Source organism: Mucilaginibacter sp. PAMB04274 (assembly GCF_039634385.2).
Classification (GTDB): Bacteria; Bacteroidota; Bacteroidia; order Sphingobacteriales; family Sphingobacteriaceae; genus Mucilaginibacter.
On record NZ_CP155081.2, the window covers coordinates 2,944,772 to 2,968,568 of the forward strand.

General features: G+C 42.9%; 14 protein-coding genes. 1 reads left to right on the forward strand and 13 read right to left on the reverse strand.

From position 1 onward, the window contains the following. The first annotated feature begins 19 nt into the window (after positions 1-19). Positions 20-1,654 (forward strand): RagB/SusD family nutrient uptake outer membrane protein, encoded by a 1,635-nt coding sequence (locus ABDD95_RS12285; protein WP_345947623.1) that lies wholly within the window; start codon positions 20-22, stop codon positions 1,652-1,654. A 259-nt stretch (positions 1,655-1,913) separates the two neighbouring features. On the opposite strand, the gene ABDD95_RS12290 is transcribed toward ABDD95_RS12285, so the two are convergent. The 13 genes from ABDD95_RS12290 to ABDD95_RS12350 form a co-directional block, all read right to left on the reverse strand. Next, positions 1,914-2,243 carry an L-rhamnose mutarotase gene (locus ABDD95_RS12290; RefSeq protein WP_345952105.1) on the reverse strand — a complete coding sequence of 110 codons (330 nt, stop codon included), beginning with the start codon at positions 2,241-2,243 and terminating at the stop codon, positions 1,914-1,916. Positions 2,244-2,271: 28 nt separating this feature from the next. Next, positions 2,272-3,693, reverse strand: coding sequence for a glycoside hydrolase family 125 protein (locus tag ABDD95_RS12295; protein WP_345947624.1), 1,422 nt, complete (start codon positions 3,691-3,693; stop codon positions 2,272-2,274). A gap of 145 nt (positions 3,694-3,838) precedes the next feature. Continuing rightward, positions 3,839-4,840, reverse strand: coding sequence for a DUF1735 domain-containing protein (locus tag ABDD95_RS12300; RefSeq protein ID WP_345947625.1), 1,002 nt, complete (start codon positions 4,838-4,840; stop codon positions 3,839-3,841). Between the two features lie 9 nt (positions 4,841-4,849). Continuing rightward, entirely contained in the window at positions 4,850-6,016 is a 1,167-nt protein-coding gene (locus ABDD95_RS12305) for a DUF1735 and LamG domain-containing protein (protein ID WP_345947626.1), read from the reverse strand. A 33-nt stretch (positions 6,017-6,049) separates the two neighbouring features. Then, a complete protein-coding gene (locus ABDD95_RS12310; protein WP_345947627.1) occupies positions 6,050-7,078 on the reverse strand; it encodes a glycoside hydrolase family 18 in 1,029 nt (342 codons plus the stop codon). Positions 7,079-7,108: 30 nt separating this feature from the next. Further along, positions 7,109-8,728, reverse strand: a complete 1,620-nt coding sequence (locus tag ABDD95_RS12315; protein WP_345947628.1) for a RagB/SusD family nutrient uptake outer membrane protein — start codon at positions 8,726-8,728, stop codon at positions 7,109-7,111. A gap of 18 nt (positions 8,729-8,746) precedes the next feature. Then, positions 8,747-11,992, reverse strand: a complete 3,246-nt coding sequence (locus ABDD95_RS12320) for a SusC/RagA family TonB-linked outer membrane protein (protein WP_345947629.1) — start codon at positions 11,990-11,992, stop codon at positions 8,747-8,749. A 260-nt stretch (positions 11,993-12,252) separates the two neighbouring features. Continuing rightward, positions 12,253-13,452 carry a FecR domain-containing protein gene (locus ABDD95_RS12325; RefSeq protein ID WP_345947630.1) on the reverse strand — a complete coding sequence of 400 codons (1,200 nt, stop codon included), beginning with the start codon at positions 13,450-13,452 and terminating at the stop codon, positions 12,253-12,255. A 185-nt stretch (positions 13,453-13,637) separates the two neighbouring features. After that, the gene (locus ABDD95_RS12330) at positions 13,638-14,213 is read right to left on the reverse strand and encodes an RNA polymerase sigma-70 factor (protein WP_345947631.1); all 576 of its coding nucleotides are present in this window, start codon (positions 14,211-14,213) and stop codon (positions 13,638-13,640) included. 90 nt (positions 14,214-14,303) lie between these two features. Beyond that, positions 14,304-16,667: a glycoside hydrolase family 3 N-terminal domain-containing protein gene (locus ABDD95_RS12335; RefSeq protein ID WP_345947632.1), complete on the reverse strand. Its 2,364-nt coding sequence runs from the start codon at positions 16,665-16,667 to the stop codon at positions 14,304-14,306. Between the two features lie 6 nt (positions 16,668-16,673). After that, positions 16,674-19,358 carry a glycoside hydrolase family 2 TIM barrel-domain containing protein gene (locus ABDD95_RS12340; protein ID WP_345947633.1) on the reverse strand — a complete coding sequence of 895 codons (2,685 nt, stop codon included), beginning with the start codon at positions 19,356-19,358 and terminating at the stop codon, positions 16,674-16,676. 42 nt (positions 19,359-19,400) lie between these two features. After that, positions 19,401-21,668, reverse strand: coding sequence for a GH92 family glycosyl hydrolase (locus ABDD95_RS12345; RefSeq protein WP_345947634.1), 2,268 nt, complete (start codon positions 21,666-21,668; stop codon positions 19,401-19,403). Positions 21,669-21,674: 6 nt separating this feature from the next. Then, entirely contained in the window at positions 21,675-23,795 is a 2,121-nt protein-coding gene (locus ABDD95_RS12350) for a discoidin domain-containing protein (RefSeq protein WP_345947635.1), read from the reverse strand. Positions 23,796-23,797 lie beyond the last annotated feature (2 nt).

Here is a 23,797-nt window from a genome sequence, read left to right on the forward strand (position 1 = left end):
CATTATTAGATCTGTTATTATGAAACTGATTACCCAAACCCTACAACTTGTTATAATAGCATCGATACTAACAGGCTGTTCAAAAGATACATTGAATGAATCATCGCCAAGTATTCTTACGGCCGATAATTTGTACAAAGACAAAGCCGGCTTTGATGCAGGAATAAACGGCCTGTATGACGAGGCCCGCCGATCAAGATCGGGCAGTACGTACGGGGGCTCAACAAATTTAATGTTAGAACCTGCCTTTATTGGCGTGGATAACGCTTATGGCAACTATGAAGACGCATATGAGCGGGTTTTTAATAGTTGGGGGGCCAACAACAATGCATCAGTGTTACACTATCGCTATATATGGTCATGGCTATATGAAACCATAAACGCCGCCAATACGATTATCAATAGAGCAGGTCAACCCAACAACTTATCTGAAAATGATAAAAACATGGCAATGGCAGAAGCCCGCTTTTTCAGAGCCTGGGCTTACCGGCATTTAACCTACCTGTGGGGCGATGTTCCTCTGACGCTTGAGGAATCATCGGGCACCAATATTAAAACTGACTGGCAACGCACGCCCGTAGCAGAGGTACGTAAGGCGATGGAAGCCGATTGGTTGTTTGCAGAACAATACTTGCCGGAAACGTCGCCATCAAACCCTGGCAAAGTACTTAAGGGAGCCGTTCAGCACTACCTGGCCGAACTGTACTTAACAACCAATCAAAATGATAAGGCGCGTGATTATGCCCTTAAGGTTACCACTAATGGAAATTACAGGTTAGTTACCACGCGGTATGGCGCTAACGCTACCAAACCCGGAACACCTTTTACCGATTTATTTTTAGATGGCAATGCAAACCGTACCGCCGTAAACACAGAGCCTTTATGGGTCATACAAAACGAATTGAATGTGGCAGGTGGTGAGGGCAGCAATATTATGCGCAGGTATTGGGTAAATCGTTACTATTCATTAGCGGTAACCGGCACCGATGGCAAGTCTAAAAATCCTTTTGCGGTAAGTGCCGATTATGGCGGCCGTGGCATAGGCAGGCTCGCCCCTACTAAATTTGCATTGAGCCTGTACAGTACTAACGATGATCGCGGATCGGATTATGCCTGGCGCTTTTCATATGCCATTAATAATCCAGCCGGTATACCAGTAGGTCGCAATCTTGGCGATGTAATACAGTTGGACAGAACATCAAATGAAAAAACAACCAATCCTAACTGGCCTAGCACTCGAAAATGGGACTATGTAAGCCCTATTGACGTTACCGTTGACCGCCAGTATAACGATCAAATAATGGTACGGTCGGCCGAAACTTACCTCATACTGGCCGAAGCTTACTTAAAGTTAGGCAACCTCGATCTGGCTGCTGGTGCAATTAATGCATTGCGCGACCGTGCTCATGCTGACAGGATTACAGCCGGCCAGGTGACGTTAGACTTTATATTGGACGAGAGATCAAGAGAACTTTTCTCAGAAGAAGAGCGGCGCTATACACTGCTGCGTACAGGTAAATGGTTAGAACGAGTTAAGCTTTATAACAAGCTCGCAGCGCCCTTTGTAACCGACCGCGACAAGCTTTTACCCATTCCTCAAAATGTAATTGATGCTAATTTAACCAGTAAAATGCCGCAAAATTTTGGGTATTAGGATTGACTAGCGGCCACCACCTTATCGAACCTGTTATACCGACGGCTATATTTAAACTCACATCAAAAAATCAAACTTGCAATTTGAGTGAAATGTCCAACAGCAGTTTGCATGTAAAACAACTCAAATCACAACTTGCGTTGTTACCTTTACAATAACAACATAAGAAAAAAAATAAAGGGTGACCGGGCAGCCCGGTCATCCTTTCAATAAAGCGGATGAATTAATATTTCAGGTTTATTTACAAGTTTTTTTAAATCTAAAGAGAAAATATCATATTCGATAATTTCCACTTATCTCCCGGTTTTGAACCCGGCAACGCTTGTTGGTATTTCCACATCAGTTGTTCCCATTCCTGAACTTTTATATTATCAGCATCGGCCTCCGCCTTTTTCTCAAATGAAAAATCCTCAGTTGCTTCAATTATCATAGTTAAACGGTTATCGCACCTGTATATCTCCATCTTTGTTATACCGGATGATTTAATGCTTTCCAAAATCTCAGGCCAAACAGCTTTATGAACAGATTCATATTCAGCAATTAGTGCAGGATCATCTACTAAATCGAGGAGTAAACAATATGTCTTCATCATCATTATCTAAAGTTAAACATCTTTGTTAAGCTGATAGCAGATTTGGCCTTTCTTTGTAAACCTTCCATATAAATTCTCCAAACAGGGTATTGGCCCAGGCAAACCAACTACGTGTAAAATTGGCTGGATCGTCCTTATCAAAAGACTCGTGCATAAACCCTTTTTGCGCATGGCTGTTTTTTAGCGTTTGTATACACTGTTTAATTTCAATATCACTGGTGCTGGTTAATCCGCGGCAAATAATACTCAATGGCCAAATCATATTGGCCGCTCCAACATGGGGTCCGCCTATACCCTCTCCCGCCTTACCTTTGTAAAAGAACGGATTACTGGCCGACAATACGAATTTACGCGTATTCAAATACACCGGATCATCATGTTTAACTAAACCTAAATATGGCATAGATAATAGTCCAGGCACATTCGCATCATCCATCATATTATAATTTCCGAAGCCATCGACTTCAAAAGCATAAATGCTACCATAAACTGCGTGTTTTACAACCGCATGTATGCGCAATGCGCCCTCAACTTCGCTGGCCAGCGCTTTTAGCTTTTGAACCAGTAAGTTATCTTTAAATATAGCAGATACCATTTCTGCTGCCTGCCTTAAAGAAACAACCGCAAAAAAATTAGACGGTATCAGGAAAGGATATATAGTGGCATCATCACTGGGCCTGAACATGGAGCAGATAAGCCCGGTTGGTTTTATCGGAAAACCATATCCATTCATCGGTAAACTGTCGGTCGGTTTAACCGTCTCTCGCTGAAAATGGTATGGCCCTGCATTTGTTTTACGCTGCTGTACTTTAAATACATTTAAGATAGACTCAACCGCACTTTTCCAGTTTTCATCAAAGGGATGATTGTCGCCTGTTATTGTCCAATAATTATAAGCCAGCCTGATAGGATAACATAACGAGTCGATTTCCCATTTACGTTCATGCACGCCGGGCAACATCTCTGTTTTATCGTTTTTCCATTCGCTAATCTGCTTTTCATTTTTATAAAACGCATTAGCATAAGGATCTTTTAAGACACATCTGGTTTGCCGGTTTATTACACCGGCTATCATATTTCTTAACTTCTCATCTTTACCGGCAAAAGTTAAGTAAGGCCAAACCTGTGCACAACTGTCGCGCAGCCACATGGCATCAATGTCGCCGGTAATTACATAGGTGTCCGGTCGGCCATTTACAGATTCATAAAATACAGTTGTATCTAAAGTGTTAGGGAAACAGTTCTCAAACAACCAAACTAATTCTTTATCCTTAACTTTTGATTTGAATTCGGCAATGGCATTTTCGACCGCCTGGCTATGAAACCTGCGTGAAGCATACGGTATCCTTACCACCGGAAAATCGGGTTTAAAAGCATAACTATATTTATTTAGTAGTGTTGCGGAACATAGTAGCCCTGCATTCTTGATAAATACTCGTCTTTTCATAGGTATAAAATCTCAATTAATAACTGGTATATCGGCTTGGTAAACATAACACAAAAAGAGGCACTTATTAAAGTACCTCTTGGTAACCAAACTTATTGCCTGATGTACAAGTTAGAAAGCATGATATCTTGTATAATTTTTCTCCCTAATTAGCTTGATATACATCAAACTCTGTAAGGAACAGCAAGGTTGATCTCCACCCTAAAATATCGATTCTGATATAACGTGCTGTTACCGGCGAGTAGAACTTAAAATATTGATAGGCTGACGCAATAGATAGCGTAGTAGTACCCTGCGATACCCAATCAACTCCATTAACGCTGGTAGATACCATAGCCGATGTAAGTGCATTGGCCGTACTGCTGGTATGAATACGTATGCCAGTAAGGTTACTTCGACTACTTGCCATATCAACCGTTAGCTTAGCGGCTTTAGCCGGATTTAGCTGCCAGTTAGTATTGGTACGTGCATCAAACATGTTGGCTAAAGTGCCCGAAGTTGGCACTGCATCCAAAGTAGCGGTCCAACCCGTTCTGCTTGCAATAAGGGTACTACCTGTCATATCAGCCAGTACAGGACTGCTATATAGGTTAGTTACCTTGGTATTGATAAGCATGTATGCTGTATTTTGATTGGTGCTGATCTGTGTTCCATTGCCGTTTACCGACGTAATTTTGAAGGGAACTATGTAGCCGGCTTCGGTTAATTGGGGCAGTTTGCTGGCTGCAACCGATACTTTTACAGGCTCTGCCGAAGTTGTCTTGCCCTGCGGAATCGTCAGGGTAAGCGCTCCTATAGTTAAAAAACCATCGGGCAGCTTAATGTATTGGGTACCATTGGCCGAATTGTAACTATCAATTAAAGAATTATCAACCGTATAAGTCACTTGTACATCGCTACTCACCGCTTGTGTAGAACGTACAGGAAAAGAGGCCGTAACATCGCCTAAACTACCTGTGGGTGTGTGTATAACCGGAAAAACAAAACTGTTATAACTCTTAACCGTATAATTTTCGGTATTGAAAAACACCCGGTTAGTTTCATCGCCAACTACGTCAAAACTATCGTCCTTACTGCATGAGGGCAGAATAAACGCCATTAATACTAAAATACCCGTATATATCTTTTTATAATTCAAACTTTTCATACGCTTATTTTATTGAGCACATTTGTTGTTAATATCAGTAATCCAGGTTACGGCTTTAGGCCATGCCATATCTCTGCCATGTCCGCTGCGGTCAAAGAAAGTATTGCCCGAAGCCTCGTTCATTTTCCAATAACCCATTAAGCCATTGGCACCAGCGTCAACGCCGCAAAGTCCTTCCTGTATTTCAGTTAATGATAGTGGTCTGTCCCAGAATCTTATCTCAGCAACCCGGCCCAAAAAGCGTTGTGCTGTTTGATAGACTGCATAAGACATGCCTATTTCCAGTGCACCTAACTGGTAAGTTTTAGGAGCGCCCTCAAAGCTTGCATCTAACTTTCCGTTTACATACATACGGTAAGTACTGCCATCAAACACACATGATATGGTGTACCATGTCTTGGTGGCAAATTCCGTGGTTGAGAAAGCACTGCCACCAGCCGATACCCATTGTAACTGGTTTATTTTGCTACCAGCTTCACCAAAACGCAGCAAGTTGGGCAATGATTCGTCAACAGGCCCCCAATTGCTCAAACGGCTTATTTGGTTGCTTCCAGGATGCCAGTCGTTGATGTAGCATTTAATCTCAAAAGTATATTTGGTAATATTATTTAAAGGCTGAGCAAATGCATACGGATAGTAAAAATTTGGGTTGGAAATATCTATTGAGTTGAAATCAAGAACACGGGCTACCTTTAAATATACCGTACGAGATGCCTCCAATACACTTGTTGTACCGGTTACACTCTTAATAGTTACCGGTATTACATACGATCTGCCGTCTACAAATTTCGCGGTAGACAAAATTTTAACCGAAACTGCGTTAGATACATTTGTTCCGGCCTTTATAATGCCGGTGTTGCCAACCAATTCGTAACTACCTTTTGGCGGTATAGCATACTTGGCAGATGTTTCGGCATTATAGCCAGCAATAAGTGTGCTATCTATTTCAAAATTAACGGTAACATCTTCGCTTACCTTTCCGGTAGCCGTTGCGGTTACACCATAAGTAGCTGTACTTCCCTCAACCGTAAACTTAATGAGTTTGTTGGTTTCGGTACCTGTTATCATAATTACATCCTTGAAATCGACATACTTTTTACATGTAGCAAATAGTACCGATACCAGGCCAAGCACAACAGGCAATGCGAGCCTTATTTTATAGCTTAACTTTTTCATAATGACTTATTTTTTTATTTAAATGTTATTAGGTTACCGCACCGATGGGTTAGCGATTTGAATACTGCGCCTTACATTACCATACGGAACCTGAGTGTTGTAATCACGATCAAAATAGAAAGCTCCCCAGCCGGCTTTTTTACCCTGTGTAGGGTTCCAGCGGGCCATTCCTTCTAATGAGTACATCTGCTTTCCATCCTTGTTAAACGTATTGCCATCGGCCTCGGTAAACGGCGAGCCACCGTTCTCCCACCATTCGCCCAGGTTTTCGGTAACAATATATTTTTTTGTAGGGCACCATGCTGCTACAGAGTTGTAACGGCCTTGCAAAAAAGTAGCCGAAGTTGTTGTTGTACCCTGGGTGTAAGCCTGGTTTACTAAATAATTTATGTAAGGCTCTACCGCAGCTGCCGGTAACTGGGTGTAATAATCAATTATCAGATACTTATCAGGACGGGACGATTTTGGCCCGAACTGCTGACCTATGAGTGCCACCATCTTTGTAAAGTTATCACCGGATATCCAGTCCCCTTCGGGTTCATAATCCAGATCCAAACCATCAAGATCATTGTCAAGCACCATTTTAACTAAGTAGTCGGCATACATTTTTATACCATCATCGTTCTTTGGAAAATTAGGGTACTTTGCAATGCGGGTAATTTCCGGAACAAGCATTTTGGTTCCTTTAATTTCCCTTACCTTGCGCATTTCTTCGTACGCTATCGGGTTATAAGTAGTAACCGCATCATTCTGCTTATTTGATGGTATGCCCATCCAAAGGCTGCAAAAGTCTAAACTATCGGGCATGCCGGCGATGTGCTCACCCCATGAGGCAGACTTTTTATACTCCGCAACAACCCCTTCTTTGTGGCTGTAAGCGGCAAACCATCCATAAAAAATCTGGTGATCAGACTTCTTGTAGGCGCGTAAGTTTTCGTAATACTTATCATTATAAGTATAGGGTTTTTGTATCTGGATAGCCTCAGGCATATTTTGTTTATCACAAGCCGTAAAAGCACCAGCCAAACAAGCAAGCAACAGATTCAATAATTTCTTTTTCATTCTTAATTGATGATTAAATGTTCTCAATTACTACTTTTTATCCCACCATAGTTTGGTGTTGCCATTATCGGCTCCCCCAAGCAATGATATGGCTTGCGCTATGCCTGCCGAATTGGTTTGATACTCGGTGGCAGGGAAAGGTAAACGACGTATCTGGGTTGCTGTATTGATTAACCCCTGGCTTGTATTTAACACCACCGGGAAAACCTTCGGATAGCGGGTACGTCTAAACTCTGTCCAAGCCTCCTGACCGTCAGGGTACGTAGAAAGCCACTTTTGGGTAATAATGCGTTCTAAATTAGCTTCAAAGGCAGCCGTTTCATCGTACTTAATGGTAATTTTGCTTAAATCGGCACTTGTTGCAGTTACGTTGTTTCCACTATTACGCACATCAGTATAAGCAGCAGGAAGGCTCACCGCATCACTAATGTATGCATCGGCGCTTGCAGTTACGCCGCTTACAGTGAACGACGTACGTATGCCCGATTCATAAAATGCCTTAGCCGTACCTCCCATGTTCCAACCTCTTAATGCCCCTTCGGCCCGCAAAAAATGAACTTCAGCCGGATTCATCCAAACTATTGGTGTGCTTGATACCACATTTAAACCCGAAAACGGGCCTTCTGCGTAGGTAGCTTTATTGGTGATGGTAATACCATTACGGATACCATGGTACAAGCCATCAGACGCGGCGTTAAAGTAGCGAGGCAGGCGTGGGTCCTTATAGCCGCTCAGGAATGACTCCATGTTAGCGCCCATTCTTATATCATTAAAGTTTGTTGATATAATATACAGCGGGTGGTTATAAACGAGATTAGAAGTATGCTGAAGCGCAGCTATTTCGCTGGCATCAGTCATTACGCCTATAGGGTGGTTAACCGCAGACTCAGCCTCAGTACGAGCCTTAGCTGCATCGGCGTAAACAATACGCATGGCTAACCGCAACTTTAACGAATTGGCAAACTTAATCCAATTTTTCACGTTTCCGCCGTAAATAAAATCATACTGAGCAAGCGCAGTAGCGCCCGGAAACTTAACAGAGAAATCGGTTAGCGTTTGTATAGCCTGGTTAAGTTCATCAAAAAAAGCGTAGTACACATCTCTTTGGCTGTCGTACTGGTTTTGCAGCGCGCCATTGCCAAAGTTTTTATATGGTAGCGGACCATACATATCGGTAGTGCGATGTAATGCCTCCACTTTTACAATGGTAGCAATAGCAAGTACCTGTGGTGTCTCAGTTTGTGCCGCTTTTCTAATTGCACTCCAGGCCGGCATAATGCCTACAAATGCTCTGTTGAACGCCTGGCCGTACCATTGTGGCACTAAACCATAAGTAGTATTATTTACACCTGAATAGAAGTTGTTAGTTGTACCCATGTAACCCGAGTAAACATCTCCCGCCAGGTTTTGCATGGTTTGGTAAACTTCGTCGCCAAATTCTGGCTGCTGTGCTATCGGGAACACATTTTTTTGCATCTGCACAAAAAATGTTCCTGTCGCCAGGTTATCAGCCTGTAACATCTCTGCAGTGGCCTGATGCTGGTTGGTGTTATAATCTTCATAATTGTCGGTACAGCTACTGCTTAGCATTAACAGCATTGCTGTACATAATGGCAATTTGCTTATATAGGTTTTAATTGTATTCTTCATCTTTTTCTTTATTAACTATTAAAACTGCAGCCTTGCCGAAAAACCTAAACTGCGTAAGCTTGGCTGCATAAAATAATCTATACCTTGGTAGTAGGTGCCTGTATTTGCGGTGTTTTCCGGATCGTACGGTGCTTTGTTATAGAACATAAACAAGTTACGTCCAATAACCGAAACGTTTAAGCCTTTAACCCATTTTGCATATTTCCCTAATGGAATGGTGTAGCCTACCGATGCTTCGCCTAACCGTACGTTGGTTGCACTATAAACGTACATGGAACCCACACCAGATGTACCGCCGCCAATGGTTTGGTAATAAGGTTGTGCCGGAATTTTATAACCATTCACAACAGCTCCACCATTGTCGCGGGCTAAAGCAGAAGTTTCAGACACACCGTAGGCATCCATAACTGCCTGGGTTACCGAAACGCCTACACCGCCAATACGCGCGGTAACCAAAAAGCTCACGTCTACACCCTTGTAGTTAAAGCCGTTGCGCCAGCCCAGGTTAAACCTTGGATTGGCGTTACCTGCCTTTACATACCGGTTTTGATCAGTAGCTACGGTTTGAGATGACGAGTTTACATAAATATAACCGTGCTCATCCGTTTTAAGGGTGTTTACATAAACATCGCCCATTGAGCCGCCCTTAACCAGTATCATTTTGTAGCTGGTGGTGCCACCCATATCTAAACTATCAATAGAAACTGTCTCGCCGGTTGCCTGATTTTGGTAGGCCGGTAATAATTGTTTGATCTTATTACGGTTTAGTGAGTATACCAGGTTTGAGGTCCATTTAACCGGACCAAGCTTTTGGTTCAATGAAGCAGTTACTTCGATACCTTTGTTATCTATCCGGCCTGCGTTAACATAAAAGCTGCTGTAGCCCGAACTTGGCGAAAGCGAGGGGTTAAATAACTGGTTATAAGTAGATGAGCTGTAGGCGGTAACATCTAATTTAACCTTGTTGTTCCAGAATACGAAATTTAAACCGGCCTCATATGATTTGGTTCTTTCTGGAGTAAGATTGGACGCCGCCAAATAAGTAGTGGTTTGCGGGTATCCGTTTGTTAAAGGATAGGTTGGGTTTGAAAGAAACCTGGTTGGCGGATTGCCCACCTCGCTATAAGAAACTCGTGCCTTTAAAAACGAAAGCACATTTGACTTGATGTCAAATATATCAGTCATTACACCTGACAAACCTACCGATGGATAAAAGATTGCTTTAGTACTGGTATAAGCTAAAGGTGATGCCCAATCGGTACGGCCTGTTAAATCTAAATAAACCTTGCTTTTATAGCCAACTTGTGCTGTTGCAAATGCAGCCTGCAATTGTTCGTGGTAACCGGTTTGTAACGGCCTTGCATTCGAAAGATTAACGTTTCCATAAGTGAAAAGATTAGGCACACTCTGCAGATTACCACCAAATGATGTTTCATCGTATACGTCATCTGTTAAACTGGCACCAACGTTAGCCGATATAGAAAAATCTTTAACGGTTTTATTGATATTCAGCAACAGGTCAGCATAAGTTTGACGCGTGTTGTAGTTATAACGGTAATATGCACCTGCATCACTGGCAAACAAACCCGCAGTTGAGGCATAATACTTCCGTTCATTTATCGAAGTATTTTGGTCCATTTTTACGCGACCAGTAATGTTCATCCAGCTGTTAATGTTGTACTGCAAATTAGCGGTAAGCATGTACCTGTCTTTGTTGTTCTCAAACAAATCGCGTTCGGTTATCCAATATGGGTTTTGCATCTGGAAACCCTGATCGCCGAATGGCCAGAATTGTGTTTTGAAGTTACGGGTTGGATTGTAACGTTCAAATGCCTGGTATTTGCGGATGTCATCGCCACGAGGAAATAAATAGATAGGAATAAGCGGATTAAAATATTGCCCTTGTGCTAGCATATTTTGCTCTTTAAGCTTCACGTACATGGCACTTACGTCAAGGTTAAGCTTATCGTTCAAAAATTTGGTAGTGTTGCGGAAGGAAAAATTGTAACGCTCAAGGTCGTTGTTGTGGATAATACCATTAGCATTAACTGCTGCTGCCGAGAAATAAGTCTGGCTTTTTTCGGTACCGGTTGATATGCTAAGCGCCGTAGTGGTGTTAACTCCTGTCTGGAAAAAATCTTTAGGTTGGTAAGAAGTTGGCGTGCTCAATTTTTCACCCCAGCTTGAAAAGCTGCCGGCCTCAGAACCATACGTGTTCTGAAAGCGGGGCATTACAAACGGCGATGTAAAAGTGGTGTTATTAGATACCGTTGCAGAAAAGCTTCCTTTTATGCCCTTTTTAGTGGTGATTACAATTACACCATTAGCTCCACGATTACCATACAGGGCGGCGGCAGATGGGCCCGTCAGGACCGTAGCCGATTCAATATCCTCGGGGTTGATGTTAGATATAGCATCGCCGGTTTGACCAGCACCCGAAAACACATCGCCCGGCTGCCCGCTTGACAGCGAAGGCATTGGAATACCATCAACCACATACAAGGCGTTATTATTGTTACTGATTGATTTGGTTCCACGTAGTACTACCCTTGTACTGCCGCCCGGACCGGCCGAACTGCTATTAATTGTAGCACCTGCCACCTTGCCTGCCAGCGCATTTACAAAGTTAACGTCCTTAACACGGTTAAGCTCTTCGCCATTGATTTCCTGTACATTGTATGAAAGGCTGCGTGCCTGCTTTTTTATACCCAATGCAGTAACAACCACCCTAGTAAGCTCGTTTTGCGCTTCTTTTAACACAATGGAAAGAACAGCTTGATTGCCAACAGTAACCTCTTCTGTAGTGTAACCTAGGTAAGATACAACAAGTACATCACCTGCTGAAGCATCAAGCGTAAACGAGCCCGTTGCATCGGTTACCGAACCTTTAGATGAACCTTTTACTTTAATGGTAGCGCCAACTAATGGCTCGCCCTTGTCATCGGTAATCTTTCCTTTGATAGGTTTGGCCACTTCGCTTTTAACCGCGGTCTCACTTTCTCTTATTACAATGGTTTTGTTATCGATTGTATAAGTAAGGTGAGAACCTTTTAAGCATTCTGTTAAGGCTTGCTGTATAGTCGCCTTGTTCAAATCCACATCTATTACCTTGTCATTCCTTATGTTTTTGGATGACCACAGGATGTTATAGCCGGTCTGTTTGTTTATCTCATTAAAAACCTGTTTTAAAGTGATGTTCTTCTGGTTAATGGATACTTGCTGAGCAAATCCGGCTGCTCTAACCTGCATTAATGTGGCAAACATTAATACCGTAATAATTTTTGTGATTACGAAGCGCTGGCCAGTAACTGCCGGTGAATTACAAAAAGAATTAGTAAAAACTTTATGCATTTATGTCTATTTTTAATATTAATACGTTATTTCAAAAGAAAATTGAGTAAGTCCTCCTCTCAGTAGTTTTGTATAGCACTTATGATTGAAGTATATGCTCATAGCTATTTCAAGTTTAGGTTGAGTCTTTCATAAGTTTTCTGTTTTGGTTTAAGTTAATTGGTTAATCAGTATTAGTTCTTTTTATCGAAGGCTTGTATTTTCCGGCCTTCAATTTTAAATTTAACTTCGCCGGTAAGCTCAAGCATTTTTAGTAGTTCAGTTACGTTTGCAAAACGAGTGGTTACGCCTGCAAATAGTTTCTTTTTAAGCGCCTCATTCTGATAGGCCACATCTATATCATACCATTTTGATACTTTACGCATAATGCTCTCCAAGCTTTCGTCATTGAACCGGAAGTATCCGTTTTTCCAGGCTATGGCGGCTTCTGTATCAGTAGGCACTACCGTGAACCCTCCGTTACTTAAAACAGATTGCTCTCCGGGTTTTAGCATAGCATAACTGGCATTAGCTTGCTGATTGGGACTCAACTGCCTTACGCGGACGCTCCCCTCTAACAACGTTGTCTTTACAACGCTTTCATCATCATAAGCGTTAACGTTAAAGTGGGTGCCTAATACTTCTACCAACTGCCCATTTTGGCCGGCTACAGGCGAAATGGTTTTTACCGTAAACGGCAACCTTTTACCACCCGGCGCATTTACGTGCGCAACTTCAAAATACCCCTCGCCCGATAATTCTACCATGCGTTGTTTGGTGTTGAACCGGAGAGGAAAACGCAATGACGAGGCTGCATTTAGCCAAACCTTACTCCCATCGGGTAAATTAATTTGGTATTGGCCGCCTCGCGGGGTTTGCAGTGTATTATAGGCTAATTCGCTGCTATCTGCCTGGGTAAAATTGCCGGCTACAGAATAAATAAGCTGCCCATCGGCCTGTTTGCTGATACGTATCCCAGCCTGGTGGGCAATTTGACCATTCGATGCCTGATTTAATATGATTTGTGTTCCGTTTGCAAGTATTAAAACTGCGTTATTGCCACCTGGTTTAATTTTGCTGGTAACGGACACTTTGTTTGCGTTGCTTGCCTTATTAGCTACGTTATTCAACAAAAAGTGAGCTGCCAAACCCAACATTGCGAATGCCAGTACAGCTGCTGCAGCGGGCCAATAAAAACGCCGGGTTAGTTTTTTAACAGGTTTGATATTATCCCACATTTGATCGTGCGCTTCCATCATGTCCTGTTCCGAAAGTCCAGAATCTCCCTGTTGATTAAGATGATGAACCCAATAGGCTATCATTGCCTTTTCTTCATCAGTGCAAGTCCCTTCTTTGAACTTTTTTAATAAGTCTTTAAAATCTTCGTTTTCCATTAGATGTGGTTCACTTCATGAAAAGGCTGAACGGCAAAGATTACTTAGCTAAGCCTTATTATATTATTGAAGTTATGTATAAGACACACGACTTAAGCGCATTGGGTATGCGCTATCAAAATAATTATTTAAAAAAATCTATATGTTAAGATGCGGATGTATAAACCGATTCTGAAGCGAAGCTGTTAACCGAAAATGAGATATAAGAATGCCGATACAACACCAAAACGCACTCTTAAAACCCGGAGAGCTTTTTTCATTTGCGTGGATACGGTATGCTCTGATATGCTTAACCGATCGGCAATTTCCTTATTAGTCAAAAACTCTTTCCTGCGGAGTTCAAATACTTCGCGCATACGGGGAGGCATCGAAGTAATTTCTTTTTCAATAAGCCCTGCAATTTCCTTTTCCCGAATGAGGTAGTCAGTAGTAGAGTTTGCACTCATCATACTTTGCAACTGATCGGCGTAAGCATCACAAAAGCCTTTATGTCTGAATATGTTGAGCACTTTATTCAGCACAGCCCGGTACAAATAGCCGGATAATGTGGTTTGAATAATTAAAGAGCAGCGGTTTGTCCATAAAGTTGTAAAAACTTCCTGCACCACGTCACGTGCTTCTTCCTTATCGCGCAATTTGCGATAGGCATAAATATACAGCAGGCTATTATAACGACCATAAATTTCCTTAAACGCAGCATCGTCATCCTCTCTTAACAAGGATATCAGATTATAATCGCTGAGTTTATTGAATTGGCTCATAATAGCTCCAACGAATTTATGTAAAATTAACTTCTAAGTTATATACAGATAATATTATTATGTAACAAAATTATACTCAAAAACACAGTGTTATTTTTTACCATCGCCAATACTGAAACTTCCGGTTAGTTTCACATCGGCCGATGAGGCTCCAACCATTACCGAAAAGGTGCCCTGCTCAACCACCCATTTCATATTTATATCGAGTATTTGCAGGTCTTCCTCGTTGAGTAAAAATTCAACAGATTTATCTTCATAAGCTTTCAGGTGTATACGACTAAACTTTTTAAGCTGCTTGTTGGTGGTTACTACGGAGCTAACATCATCGGTCAGATACAACTGCACAACCTCGTCCCCCTCACGATTGCTTACGTTTTTGATTTTGAATTTTACACTGATAGAAGAACCTGATGCACCTTGTATTTTACTAATCAAAAGGTTACTATAGTCAAATTTTGCATAGCTTAAGCCATAACCAAAAGGATATAGTGGTTTAGAATCAGTTTCGATATAGTTATGCGGGCTGGGCTTTTTGTAGTTGTAATAAACAGGGAGTTGCCCAACGGATTTAGGTACCGAAACAGGCAATCGCCCGGCAGGGTTATAATCGCCAAAAAGCACATCTGCAATAGCATTGCCACCTTGCATGCCCGGATACCATGCGTTAATAATTGCCGGAACATGTTCTGCCGGCCAGTTTATATCAAGCGGCCTGCCTTCTATCAGTACCAAAACCACAGGCGTACCGGTTTTAACTATTTCTTGTAAAAGCTTTAGCTGCTTACCCATCAGGTTAAGGGTAGATCTATCAAAGCCTTCACCGCTTTCCATATCACTTATGGTGTTTGCAGTTACCTGCGCTGCGCCAGTGCTTTCATACTTGGTTTTAAAGTCACGTGCGCTCGATCCGCCTAATACTACAATAGCTATCTCAGATTTCCTGGCTACCTCAACCGCTTTTGCTATTTCATTAAAAGAAGTATCCCTAACAGAACATCCTTTTACATAGCTAATATTTGTTGTGGACGGCAACTTGGCTCGGAGCCCTTGAACAACGGTAATCACACTTGCTTCATCCTGCGGAGCCGTATAGTCACCCAATTGATTATACATATTATCTGCATTAGGACCTATTACAGCAATGCTCTTCAATGTTCGTTTAAGCGGCAACGTACCCCTATCATTTTTAAGCAAGATAATAGACTCGTGTGCAACCTGCCTTGCTAACTGGATATTTGTAGCCGTCTTAACTCCATTTTTTGCGAGGGCTACATCCACATAAGGCTTTTCGAACAACCCCATTTCAAACTTAAGTTTTAGTATGCGGGCCACAGCTGTATCAATTACTGCTGTAGCTACGCTACCTGCTTTGGCTGCTTTTATAAGAGCAGGCCCATAACCATAACCACTCAAATCAGCATCAAGGCCCGAGTTTATGGCCAATGCTGCGGCAGCTTCGGCACTTGCCGCCACTTTATGATTAGTTTCAAGCCCGCTTATACTTCCCAAGTCAGACACAACAAAACCTTTAAATCCCCAATCGGTGCGTAACACGTCTTTAAGAAGAACCGGGTTAGCCGAGCAAGGCACCCCATCAATAGAATTATAAGCCGTCATTACTGATAATGCTCCAGCTTTTACGGCGGCCTTGAAGGGCGGCAAGAACGATTGGTGCAGCTCCCTGTTACCTATGCTTACACTGCTGCCATTATGCCCTCCCTCGGGTACCCCGTAAGCCGTAAAATGTTTGAGGGTAGCAATTACATTTATACCCGACGACAGGCTATTTCCCTGAAAACCTTTAACCACAGCCTGCCCCATGGCACTGTTCAGAACGGCATCTTCACCATAAGTTTCTTCTAAGCGCGACCAGCGAGGCTCGCGTGCCAGATCAAGTATGGGTCCATAGCCTATATGTGTACCTTGTAAACGCGCTTCTTTAGCAATAACAGTTGCCATGTTTTGTATAAGAGCAGGATTCCAGGTGCTGCTTTGGCCTATAGCAGTCGGAAAAACAGTCGTCCCTATGGCCATATGTCCATGTGGGCACTCTTCTGCAATAAAAACAGGGATGCCTAAGCGCGTGTTTTCTATTGCATATTTCTGAATAGCATTAGTAGCACGTGCGGCAAGCTCGGGGTTAAGCCCGTTTAGGAGTGTTTTTTTTGTCCAAGGGTCGGCACGCAACGTAGCCCAAAGCATGCCAGTATACTGCTCTTTTAAAGCTTTTTTAAACGCTGCGCTTACCGTAACCTGGTTGCCATTCTTCTCATACATATCCCAACCTAAAAGCACCGATAGCTGACCAACCTTTTCTTCAAGTGTCATGCGGTTTAACAAATCGGCTACCCGTTGGTTCACGGGCGCAGTAGCATTTTTATATAACGGCTTGTTTTGAGCCTGTACGTTAACAGCAACAAGAAGCGTGAGCCATAAATAAACTATTTTTCTCATGTACGCTTATTTAATAATGATTTTTTGTTCATCTACGTTCCAGCCCTTCACTGAAAGCGTCGGTAAAGCTTCACCTGTTTCAGGTGTGTAATCGATAGTGATTATTTTGTTTTTGCCCGGTAATACTGATACATAATTATCACTGTAAAATACCGGAAGCAGCCGTTTACCCGTTTTGGGATCAAGTAAAGACAAACGGTTAAAGAACGCAACGGGATTACCTGCCACATTGCTCATCGTTACCTCAATTTTTCCTTTTTGCACTTGACGAGCAGTTACCTGCGGCGTTATCTTTTTCATCATATTGAGACCCGAGTACATGCCTTTATCATCAGGGAACCAGTATAAATTTTCACCTATTGATTTTTGATTCTCATCAAACAGTTCGAGGTGCAAAAAGCCGCCATGATTTTTCGCCATTACTTCTATTTCCTTTTTTACCGACGAGATCTTTTGAACGCTGCTTGGCCCCACATAGGCAAATATGCTGGTAAACAGCTTTTCTTTACCCGTAATATCATATGTTTTAATAACAAGCATTATGTTACGGCGCGGCTTAAAATCATTGTTGGCAATCATTACCATACCATCAACCGGGTTGCACATTGCGTTTAAAGGCTTACTGCCGGTTTTTAACCCGTATAAGCAAGCATTTGGGTCGAGGTAATAATCATACATCTGCCCACGCATGGCCGTCCAAGGGTTTTGGGTTTTCCATATGATCACACCCGTATACCAATCCCACATGTGGGAGCTAAAGCCCTCTATCAATCCGCGATACTGATCATAGTTAACCAGCTGAGCCTTGCGCGTAAAATCCTCTATATCTGCCGGTTTTCCGTAAGGTTCTAGCATTTGCTCATACCCTACGCCTGTATAGGTATGATACGTCCATACAGAATCAGCGTCTTCGTTAGGATTTTGGCCGGGGCGTGGAACCGGTACCCGCATGTTTTCCTTCGGTATAAAGCGTTCTAAGGATTCGTAGTCACCCACGCCTACCGAACCAACTTCGGAATTAAAAGGAAAGGTTCTTTTTTCCCAAAATATACTAATAGGTTGTATAGTATACGGACCATCGCCATTGCCACCAACGCTATTGTACGACATTTCGTCGGAGTTGGAAAACTCAATGAACCAGCGTGTACCATCAAGTTTGGGCAGTATTGAATCGCGCAAAGGGGTTAGAATGTCTCCGGGCGGTGTAATTTCATTTCCACCGCACCATATAGCCAGTGAAGGATGGTTACGCACCATTTTTATCATATCCGCAGCCGACTCGAGGAACAAATGATGATCATCCGGATATTGCCGGCGTGTCCACTGGTCTTCAAGTTTCATAGGGTCAACCCAACGGCCATTGCAATCGCCCGACATCCAAAAATCCTGCATTACCAGCAGTCCATAGCGGTCGCAGGCTTCGTAAAACTCAGGGCGCTCCACCAATGCACCGCCCCATATCCTCAGTAAGTTGAGGTTCATATCCCGATGGAACCTGATCTCGGCATCATAGCGTTTTTCAGAGAACCGGAGCATGGCATCTGAGATGATCCAGTTGCCGCCTTTGATGAATATTTTTTGACCGTTAACCAAAACTTGCTTACTCATAGTAAGCGGGTTCCATTCGGCTTGTATCTCGCGTACACCAAAAGTTATCTTTTCTGCATCCGATGCCATACCCCCCTTTTCAACGAATTGCAAGTTAATAGTATATTGTTCTTGTTTACCATAACCTGCGGGCCACCACAAACGCGGATTATTAAGTTGAAATACAGGTAATTCAACGTCAGCCAGGGTATTAGGCGCAATGCTCACCTGTTTGGACACCATTTTGCCATCTATTGAATATTGCAACACACCTTCTACTTTTTTTGACGAGGTATTTTGAAGTGATGCCGACACCTTGATCAAGGCAGGTTGCTGTGGTCCGTCGGGTAGTCTTTTACCTTTTACCAAAGTTACAATATGTGGATCTTTCAAATTTACAACTCCTGTTTTTTCGATGTAAACTTTATCCCATATACCTGTATTACGATCTGCAATGGGCCTTATCCAATCCCAGCCGGCTGTGTACTGGTGCGACACATTCCGGGCTATAGTCCCATCGCCGCCCTGCCCGCCGTTAGGATTGCCGGGTACATCGGCAGGATAAACTATTACTGCTAAACGATTATTGCCATTAGCCGAAAGCAAGCTGGTTACATTGAAAGATTTACGCAGAAACATCCCTTTAAAGGGTGTAGTATTTACTTTTTTGCCATTTAGGTATATGTCACAGCTGTAATTAATACCCCTAAAGGTTAGCCAAACCTGCTGCTTGCCTGAGGGGTGTTGTTCCTTAAAATCCTTTACAAACCAATAAGTATAGTATTGAGCGCCTGTGCTGTAAATATCCGGGATTTTCTTGTTGTTCATTCCCCAAAAAGGGTCAGGTATTTGTTTGTTGGCCAGCATAGTGGTTAGCACCGTTCCAGGTACTACGGCAGGCTGCCAACCAGACAACGAATAAGTGGCCGATGATATCATATTACCCGTTTCAGTAACTTTGCCAACCGGGTTACATTTCCACCCGCTATTAAGTTCGTACCGGTTTTGAGCAAAAGATAAACTACTCCCCAAAAAAGCCACAAGCGTTATCAAGTACACTATAATTATCCTGCCTTTGCAAGCTTTTAATTGTGTTTCGTTCATATTATGTGTTACCGTTTTTAACATCTTTACTTGATAGCTGGCTTATTGATATACTTTGCTTGATACAGGTCTGTCTTGCTTGCTTACCCCCCATATTGGCGAAGGTTTGCTGCCCATTACTATAACCATATTGCCGCCAGCAACTATTGTTTTATGCGGCAGGTATGATTGATTGTAGCGTACACCGTTAAGCAAAACCTTTTGTATGTAGATATTGACAGGGCTGTTATTTTTTACGGAAATGTTGAACACCTTACCGCCAGGCAAGTTTAAAACTGCCTCATTTACCGTAGGGCTACCAAAAACGTAAGCTCCATTAGCAGGGTTGGCCGGATAAAATCCTAAACTGGAAAATATGTACCAGGCAGACATTTGCCCCACATCCTCATTACCTATAATTCCGTCGGGCTTAGTGGTGTAAAATTTGTTGAGTATGTACCTTACCTGTTTCGCTGTTCTCCAGGGTTTTCCTGCATAAGCATATAAATATGCAATATGATGACTTGGTTCGTTACCATGAGCATACTGGCCAATTAGTCCGGATATATCGCCCGAAACTTCTTTACCCATATCGCCTTTCGCTAAAAAGAACGAATCGAGTTTTGAGCTAAATGCTGTTTGGCCACCTAACAATTCGGTTAAACCTTCTACATCATGGGGCACAAGCCATGTATATTGCCAGGCGTTTCCCTCCGTGTAATCATCCTTCATGTGCCGTGAGACAAACGGACTAAAGGGAGTACGCCATTGTGTTTTGGAAACCCGCCCTTGCATAAAGTTGGTTTCCTTGTTAAAGTAATTACGATAATACGAGCTACGTTTTTTGAAATATGCGTAGTCAGACAGTTTATTCATCTTTAAGGCCATCTGCGCTATGCACCAATCGTCGATGGCATATTCCAGCCCCATCGCTACAGATTCTACGGTACTATCGGCCGGAATATAGCCTAAGGTCTTTACAAAGTTCAATCCCCTGTCGTTTCGCATGGCGGTGGCCTTAACGGCTTCGTAGGCCAGGTTTTTATCAAAGCTCTTTATGCCCTTTAAAAATGCATCTGCCACAACGGGTATGGCACTATTGCCTACCATTGTGTTGGTTTCGTTAGCCATTAAGTGCCATACCGGTAATTTTCCTTGTTGCTGGTATATAGCCAGCATTGAATTAATCATGTGGCCAACTTGCTTTGGTTGCGTAAGGGTATAAAGCGGGTTAGCTGCCCGGTAGGTATCCCATAAAGAAAACGTAGTTAGGTTGGTAAATGGTGCGATATGTAACTTGCCGTCTGTACCTTGGTACTGCCCATTTACATCGTTAAATACTGAAGGCGCCATTAAGTTATGATACATGGCGGTGTAAAACTTTATCCGCTGCGTTGCTGAATCGGTTTTGATGAGGATGGTTTGTAATTGTTTATTCCAGGCCTCATCAGCAGCGCTAACTATTTGCTTAAAGTTCCAGTCGGGCAACTCCCTGTCAATGTTAAGTAAAGCATTTTCAGCGCTTACCGGCGATATGCCTACCTTAACCAGTATTTTCTCACCAGGTTGCACGGCATAGCTTACTACGCCTTTTACATTAATACCCTTATGCTGAATGCCTGTAATACGCGTAGTATCTTCATAAATGCCAAACCCTGATGGTGCTTTGGAAAACACAGCAGCAAAATAGATACGTTGTTTACTGGCCCATCCTTTTGAAAAACGGTATCCGGTAACCGTAGTGGCATTTACTTGTTTAATATAAGTTTCGGTAGCATGATCGGCTATGCCTGCACCCAAATCAATAATGATGTGCGCCTGCGACGACTTTGGAAACGTATATTGATGAAAACCAACCCTGGTTGTGGCCGTCAGTTCCGCCTGGATGTCGTATTTGCTAAGCCTTACCTTGTAATAGCCGGGTTTTACCACTTCTTCTTTGTGAGAGAACAATGAGTAATAACCACCAGCTTTATTTTTAAGATTGCCTTTAAATACATTAATGGGCCCGGTGATTGGCATGATGGAAATGTCGCCTAAATCGCCTATGCCCGTGCCGCTTAAATGTGTATGCTGGAACCCTACTATAGTAGAATCAGAGTAATGATACCCTGAAGACCAGTCCCACCCTTCACCAATATTGGTTGGCCCGAGTTGCACTGCTCCAAAAGGAACATTAGCCCCAACAAACACATGACCATGAAAACCTGTACCAATCATTGGATTTACGTACTGAGTTAAGTTAGGCACTTGCGTTACTGCTTTATGCTGTGCCCCTGCAAGGCTACAGTTAAGAACTAAGGCTATAACTATTTTATACCACTGGTTCATGCTATATTATTTGATGTTTACCCCAATTTCAGCTATCGTAATGCCGCTGCCACTAACCACGTGTTTGCCGGTTAGCTTAAAATAACGGGCGCTTACCGGTGTGCTTAACTGCACTGTTTGTGCAATGGGGTTAGATTTTATATTAGCAAACTCACCTTCGGCAGCCACTTTCCAGTTTAAGCCATCTGTACTAACAGCGTAACTATAATTATCAATGATGCCGTCTGCCTTTTTATCCTGACGCGGTAAATAAGTGAATGCTTTAATGAGTTGGCTTGTGCCCATGTCTACCACAAAATCTTGCGGCAAATTAGTTACAGCCGAGGCTGGCCCTGTACTACTCCAAAACGTTTCTTCATAATCATCAATTGCTTTCTGAGATGTGCCTGTACCAGTACTTGGTGTAAGCGCTTTCCAACCTGTTTTAACAAGGCCGAACTGACGTGTAGCTATTTCGCTGTATTGCTGTTTTGTCTCAAAACTTCGGGCTTTAATTACACCACCATTAGGTAGCGCAAAAGGCTCGTCATACACCGGCGACTGTGGCGTTGGCGCTGTTCCATCTACAGTATAATGTATGCTGCTCACCGGGGCTTCGGTGCTTAAGGTAACCAAGCCTTTACCACTTCGCGTTATCATCGGAACCGATAAATGAACCGGCTCTTTGTAGATACCTAATTCGCTTATGGCAACACATACCGGCGATTGCAATATACGAAGCCTTAATTTTCGGGCTGTAACGTTTTTGCTTAAACGGATAAGCCTGTTAGCCCCTATACTGGTGGCTCCGGCTATTTCTTTCCATTCACCATTAACATCCATATCCAAGGCCACTTTTTCGATACGCTGGCCCAGCTTAATATTTTCACGAAGCTGTATTACATTAAAGGTTTTGGCAGTTTGCAGATCAATCTCCAGCGTAGGTTTGGTCACATTATCACTGGTTGCCCAGTAAGTGTAACGGTTCCCATCTAACAGATTTTGCGTACCATACTTTGCTGTATTACCTCCCCTCACGTTACTTGCGGTAAGCCTGGCCCCTTTAAGTAAATTAATAGCGAACGTTTGCTTTAGCAATTTACCAAATTCCTCTAATATTTGCTCGTCTTCGCTGCTTATCACGCCATCATGATTGGGTGATATACCCAGATCCAAATTAGCGCCACGGCCTACACTTTCATAATACAGGTTGAGCAGATAATACGGCGACTTAGTTTGGCCGTCTTGCGCTTTGTGGTAAAACCATCCGGGTCTTAAAGGCACATCACATTCAGCAGGTATCCAGTACTTACCGTTACGCGTGCCTTCTACCCCCTCCCAATACTTTACGTATCCGTTAGCAGGCAATTTGCCTTCATCAGGCGCCTGCGGAGTATAAGTTGCCCAATGGGTGGTTCCGGCACGGCCTTCCTCATTACCTACCCAGCGTACATCCAGGCCAACATCTCCGAAAATATTGGCCAGTGGCTGCATTTTGCGGGTTATGGCCCAGGTGCTGTCCCAGCCATAATAAGTAGTACGGTCTATTTTACGGGTTTCATTAGCACCGCCGTAATACCCATCACCACCGTTTGCACCATCATGCCATGACATGAAAAGCTGCCCGTAATTGGCGTACAGCTCTTTCAATTGCTGACGGTAAATGTCGACGTAAGCTGGCTTGCCATAAGTGGCATTATTGCGGTCCCAGGGCGAACAGTACAAACCTAATTTCATACCCAGCTTTTTACAAGCCAGTTCGTACTCTTTAATCATATCGCCTTTCCCCTTCCGGTAAGGGCTTTTGCTGATGTTATGTGACGTAGTTTTGGTGGGCCATAAGCAAAAACCATCATGATGCTTGGCCACTACTACTACGCCTTTAAAGCCACCTTTTTTAGCAGCATTTACAATTTGCAATGCGCTGAATTTTGAGGGGTTTAACAGTTCGGGGCTTTCATTACCATACCCCCATTCCTTATCTGTATAGGTGTCTAATCCATAATGAATGATGCAGTACATCTCGGTTTCGTGCCAGCCAATTTGCCGGGCTGAGGGCAATACGCCGTATGGTTTGGGAGCAGCCTGACCAAATGCCAAAGCATGAGTAACAAGCAACAAAACTGTTATGATGGGTTTTCTTATCATTA

What these genes read in the sequence shown, in the direction of transcription:
- ABDD95_RS12330 (WP_345947631.1), bottom strand. Translation starts at nt 14,213, where the DNA reads ATGAGCCAATTCAATAAACTCAGCGATTATAATCTGATATCCTTGTTA.
- ABDD95_RS12345 (WP_345947634.1), bottom strand. Translation starts at nt 21,668, where the DNA reads ATGAACCAGTGGTATAAAATAGTTATAGCCTTAGTTCTTAACTGTAGC.
- ABDD95_RS12325 (WP_345947630.1), bottom strand. Translation starts at nt 13,452, where the DNA reads ATGGAAAACGAAGATTTTAAAGACTTATTAAAAAAGTTCAAAGAAGGG.
- ABDD95_RS12320 (WP_345947629.1), bottom strand. Translation starts at nt 11,992, where the DNA reads ATGTTTGCCACATTAATGCAGGTTAGAGCAGCCGGATTTGCTCAGCAA.
- ABDD95_RS12285 (WP_345947623.1), top strand. Translation starts at nt 20, where the DNA reads ATGAAACTGATTACCCAAACCCTACAACTTGTTATAATAGCATCGATA.
- ABDD95_RS12340 (WP_345947633.1), bottom strand. Translation starts at nt 19,358, where the DNA reads ATGAACGAAACACAATTAAAAGCTTGCAAAGGCAGGATAATTATAGTG.
- ABDD95_RS12335 (WP_345947632.1), bottom strand. Translation starts at nt 16,667, where the DNA reads ATGAGAAAAATAGTTTATTTATGGCTCACGCTTCTTGTTGCTGTTAAC.
- ABDD95_RS12310 (WP_345947627.1), bottom strand. Translation starts at nt 7,078, where the DNA reads ATGAAAAAGAAATTATTGAATCTGTTGCTTGCTTGTTTGGCTGGTGCT.
- ABDD95_RS12295 (WP_345947624.1), bottom strand. Translation starts at nt 3,693, where the DNA reads ATGAAAAGACGAGTATTTATCAAGAATGCAGGGCTACTATGTTCCGCA.
- ABDD95_RS12305 (WP_345947626.1), bottom strand. Translation starts at nt 6,016, where the DNA reads ATGAAAAAGTTAAGCTATAAAATAAGGCTCGCATTGCCTGTTGTGCTT.
- ABDD95_RS12290 (WP_345952105.1), bottom strand. Translation starts at nt 2,243, where the DNA reads ATGAAGACATATTGTTTACTCCTCGATTTAGTAGATGATCCTGCACTA.
- ABDD95_RS12315 (WP_345947628.1), bottom strand. Translation starts at nt 8,728, where the DNA reads ATGAAGAATACAATTAAAACCTATATAAGCAAATTGCCATTATGTACA.
- ABDD95_RS12300 (WP_345947625.1), bottom strand. Translation starts at nt 4,840, where the DNA reads ATGAAAAGTTTGAATTATAAAAAGATATATACGGGTATTTTAGTATTA.
- ABDD95_RS12350 (WP_345947635.1), bottom strand. Translation starts at nt 23,795, where the DNA reads ATGATAAGAAAACCCATCATAACAGTTTTGTTGCTTGTTACTCATGCT.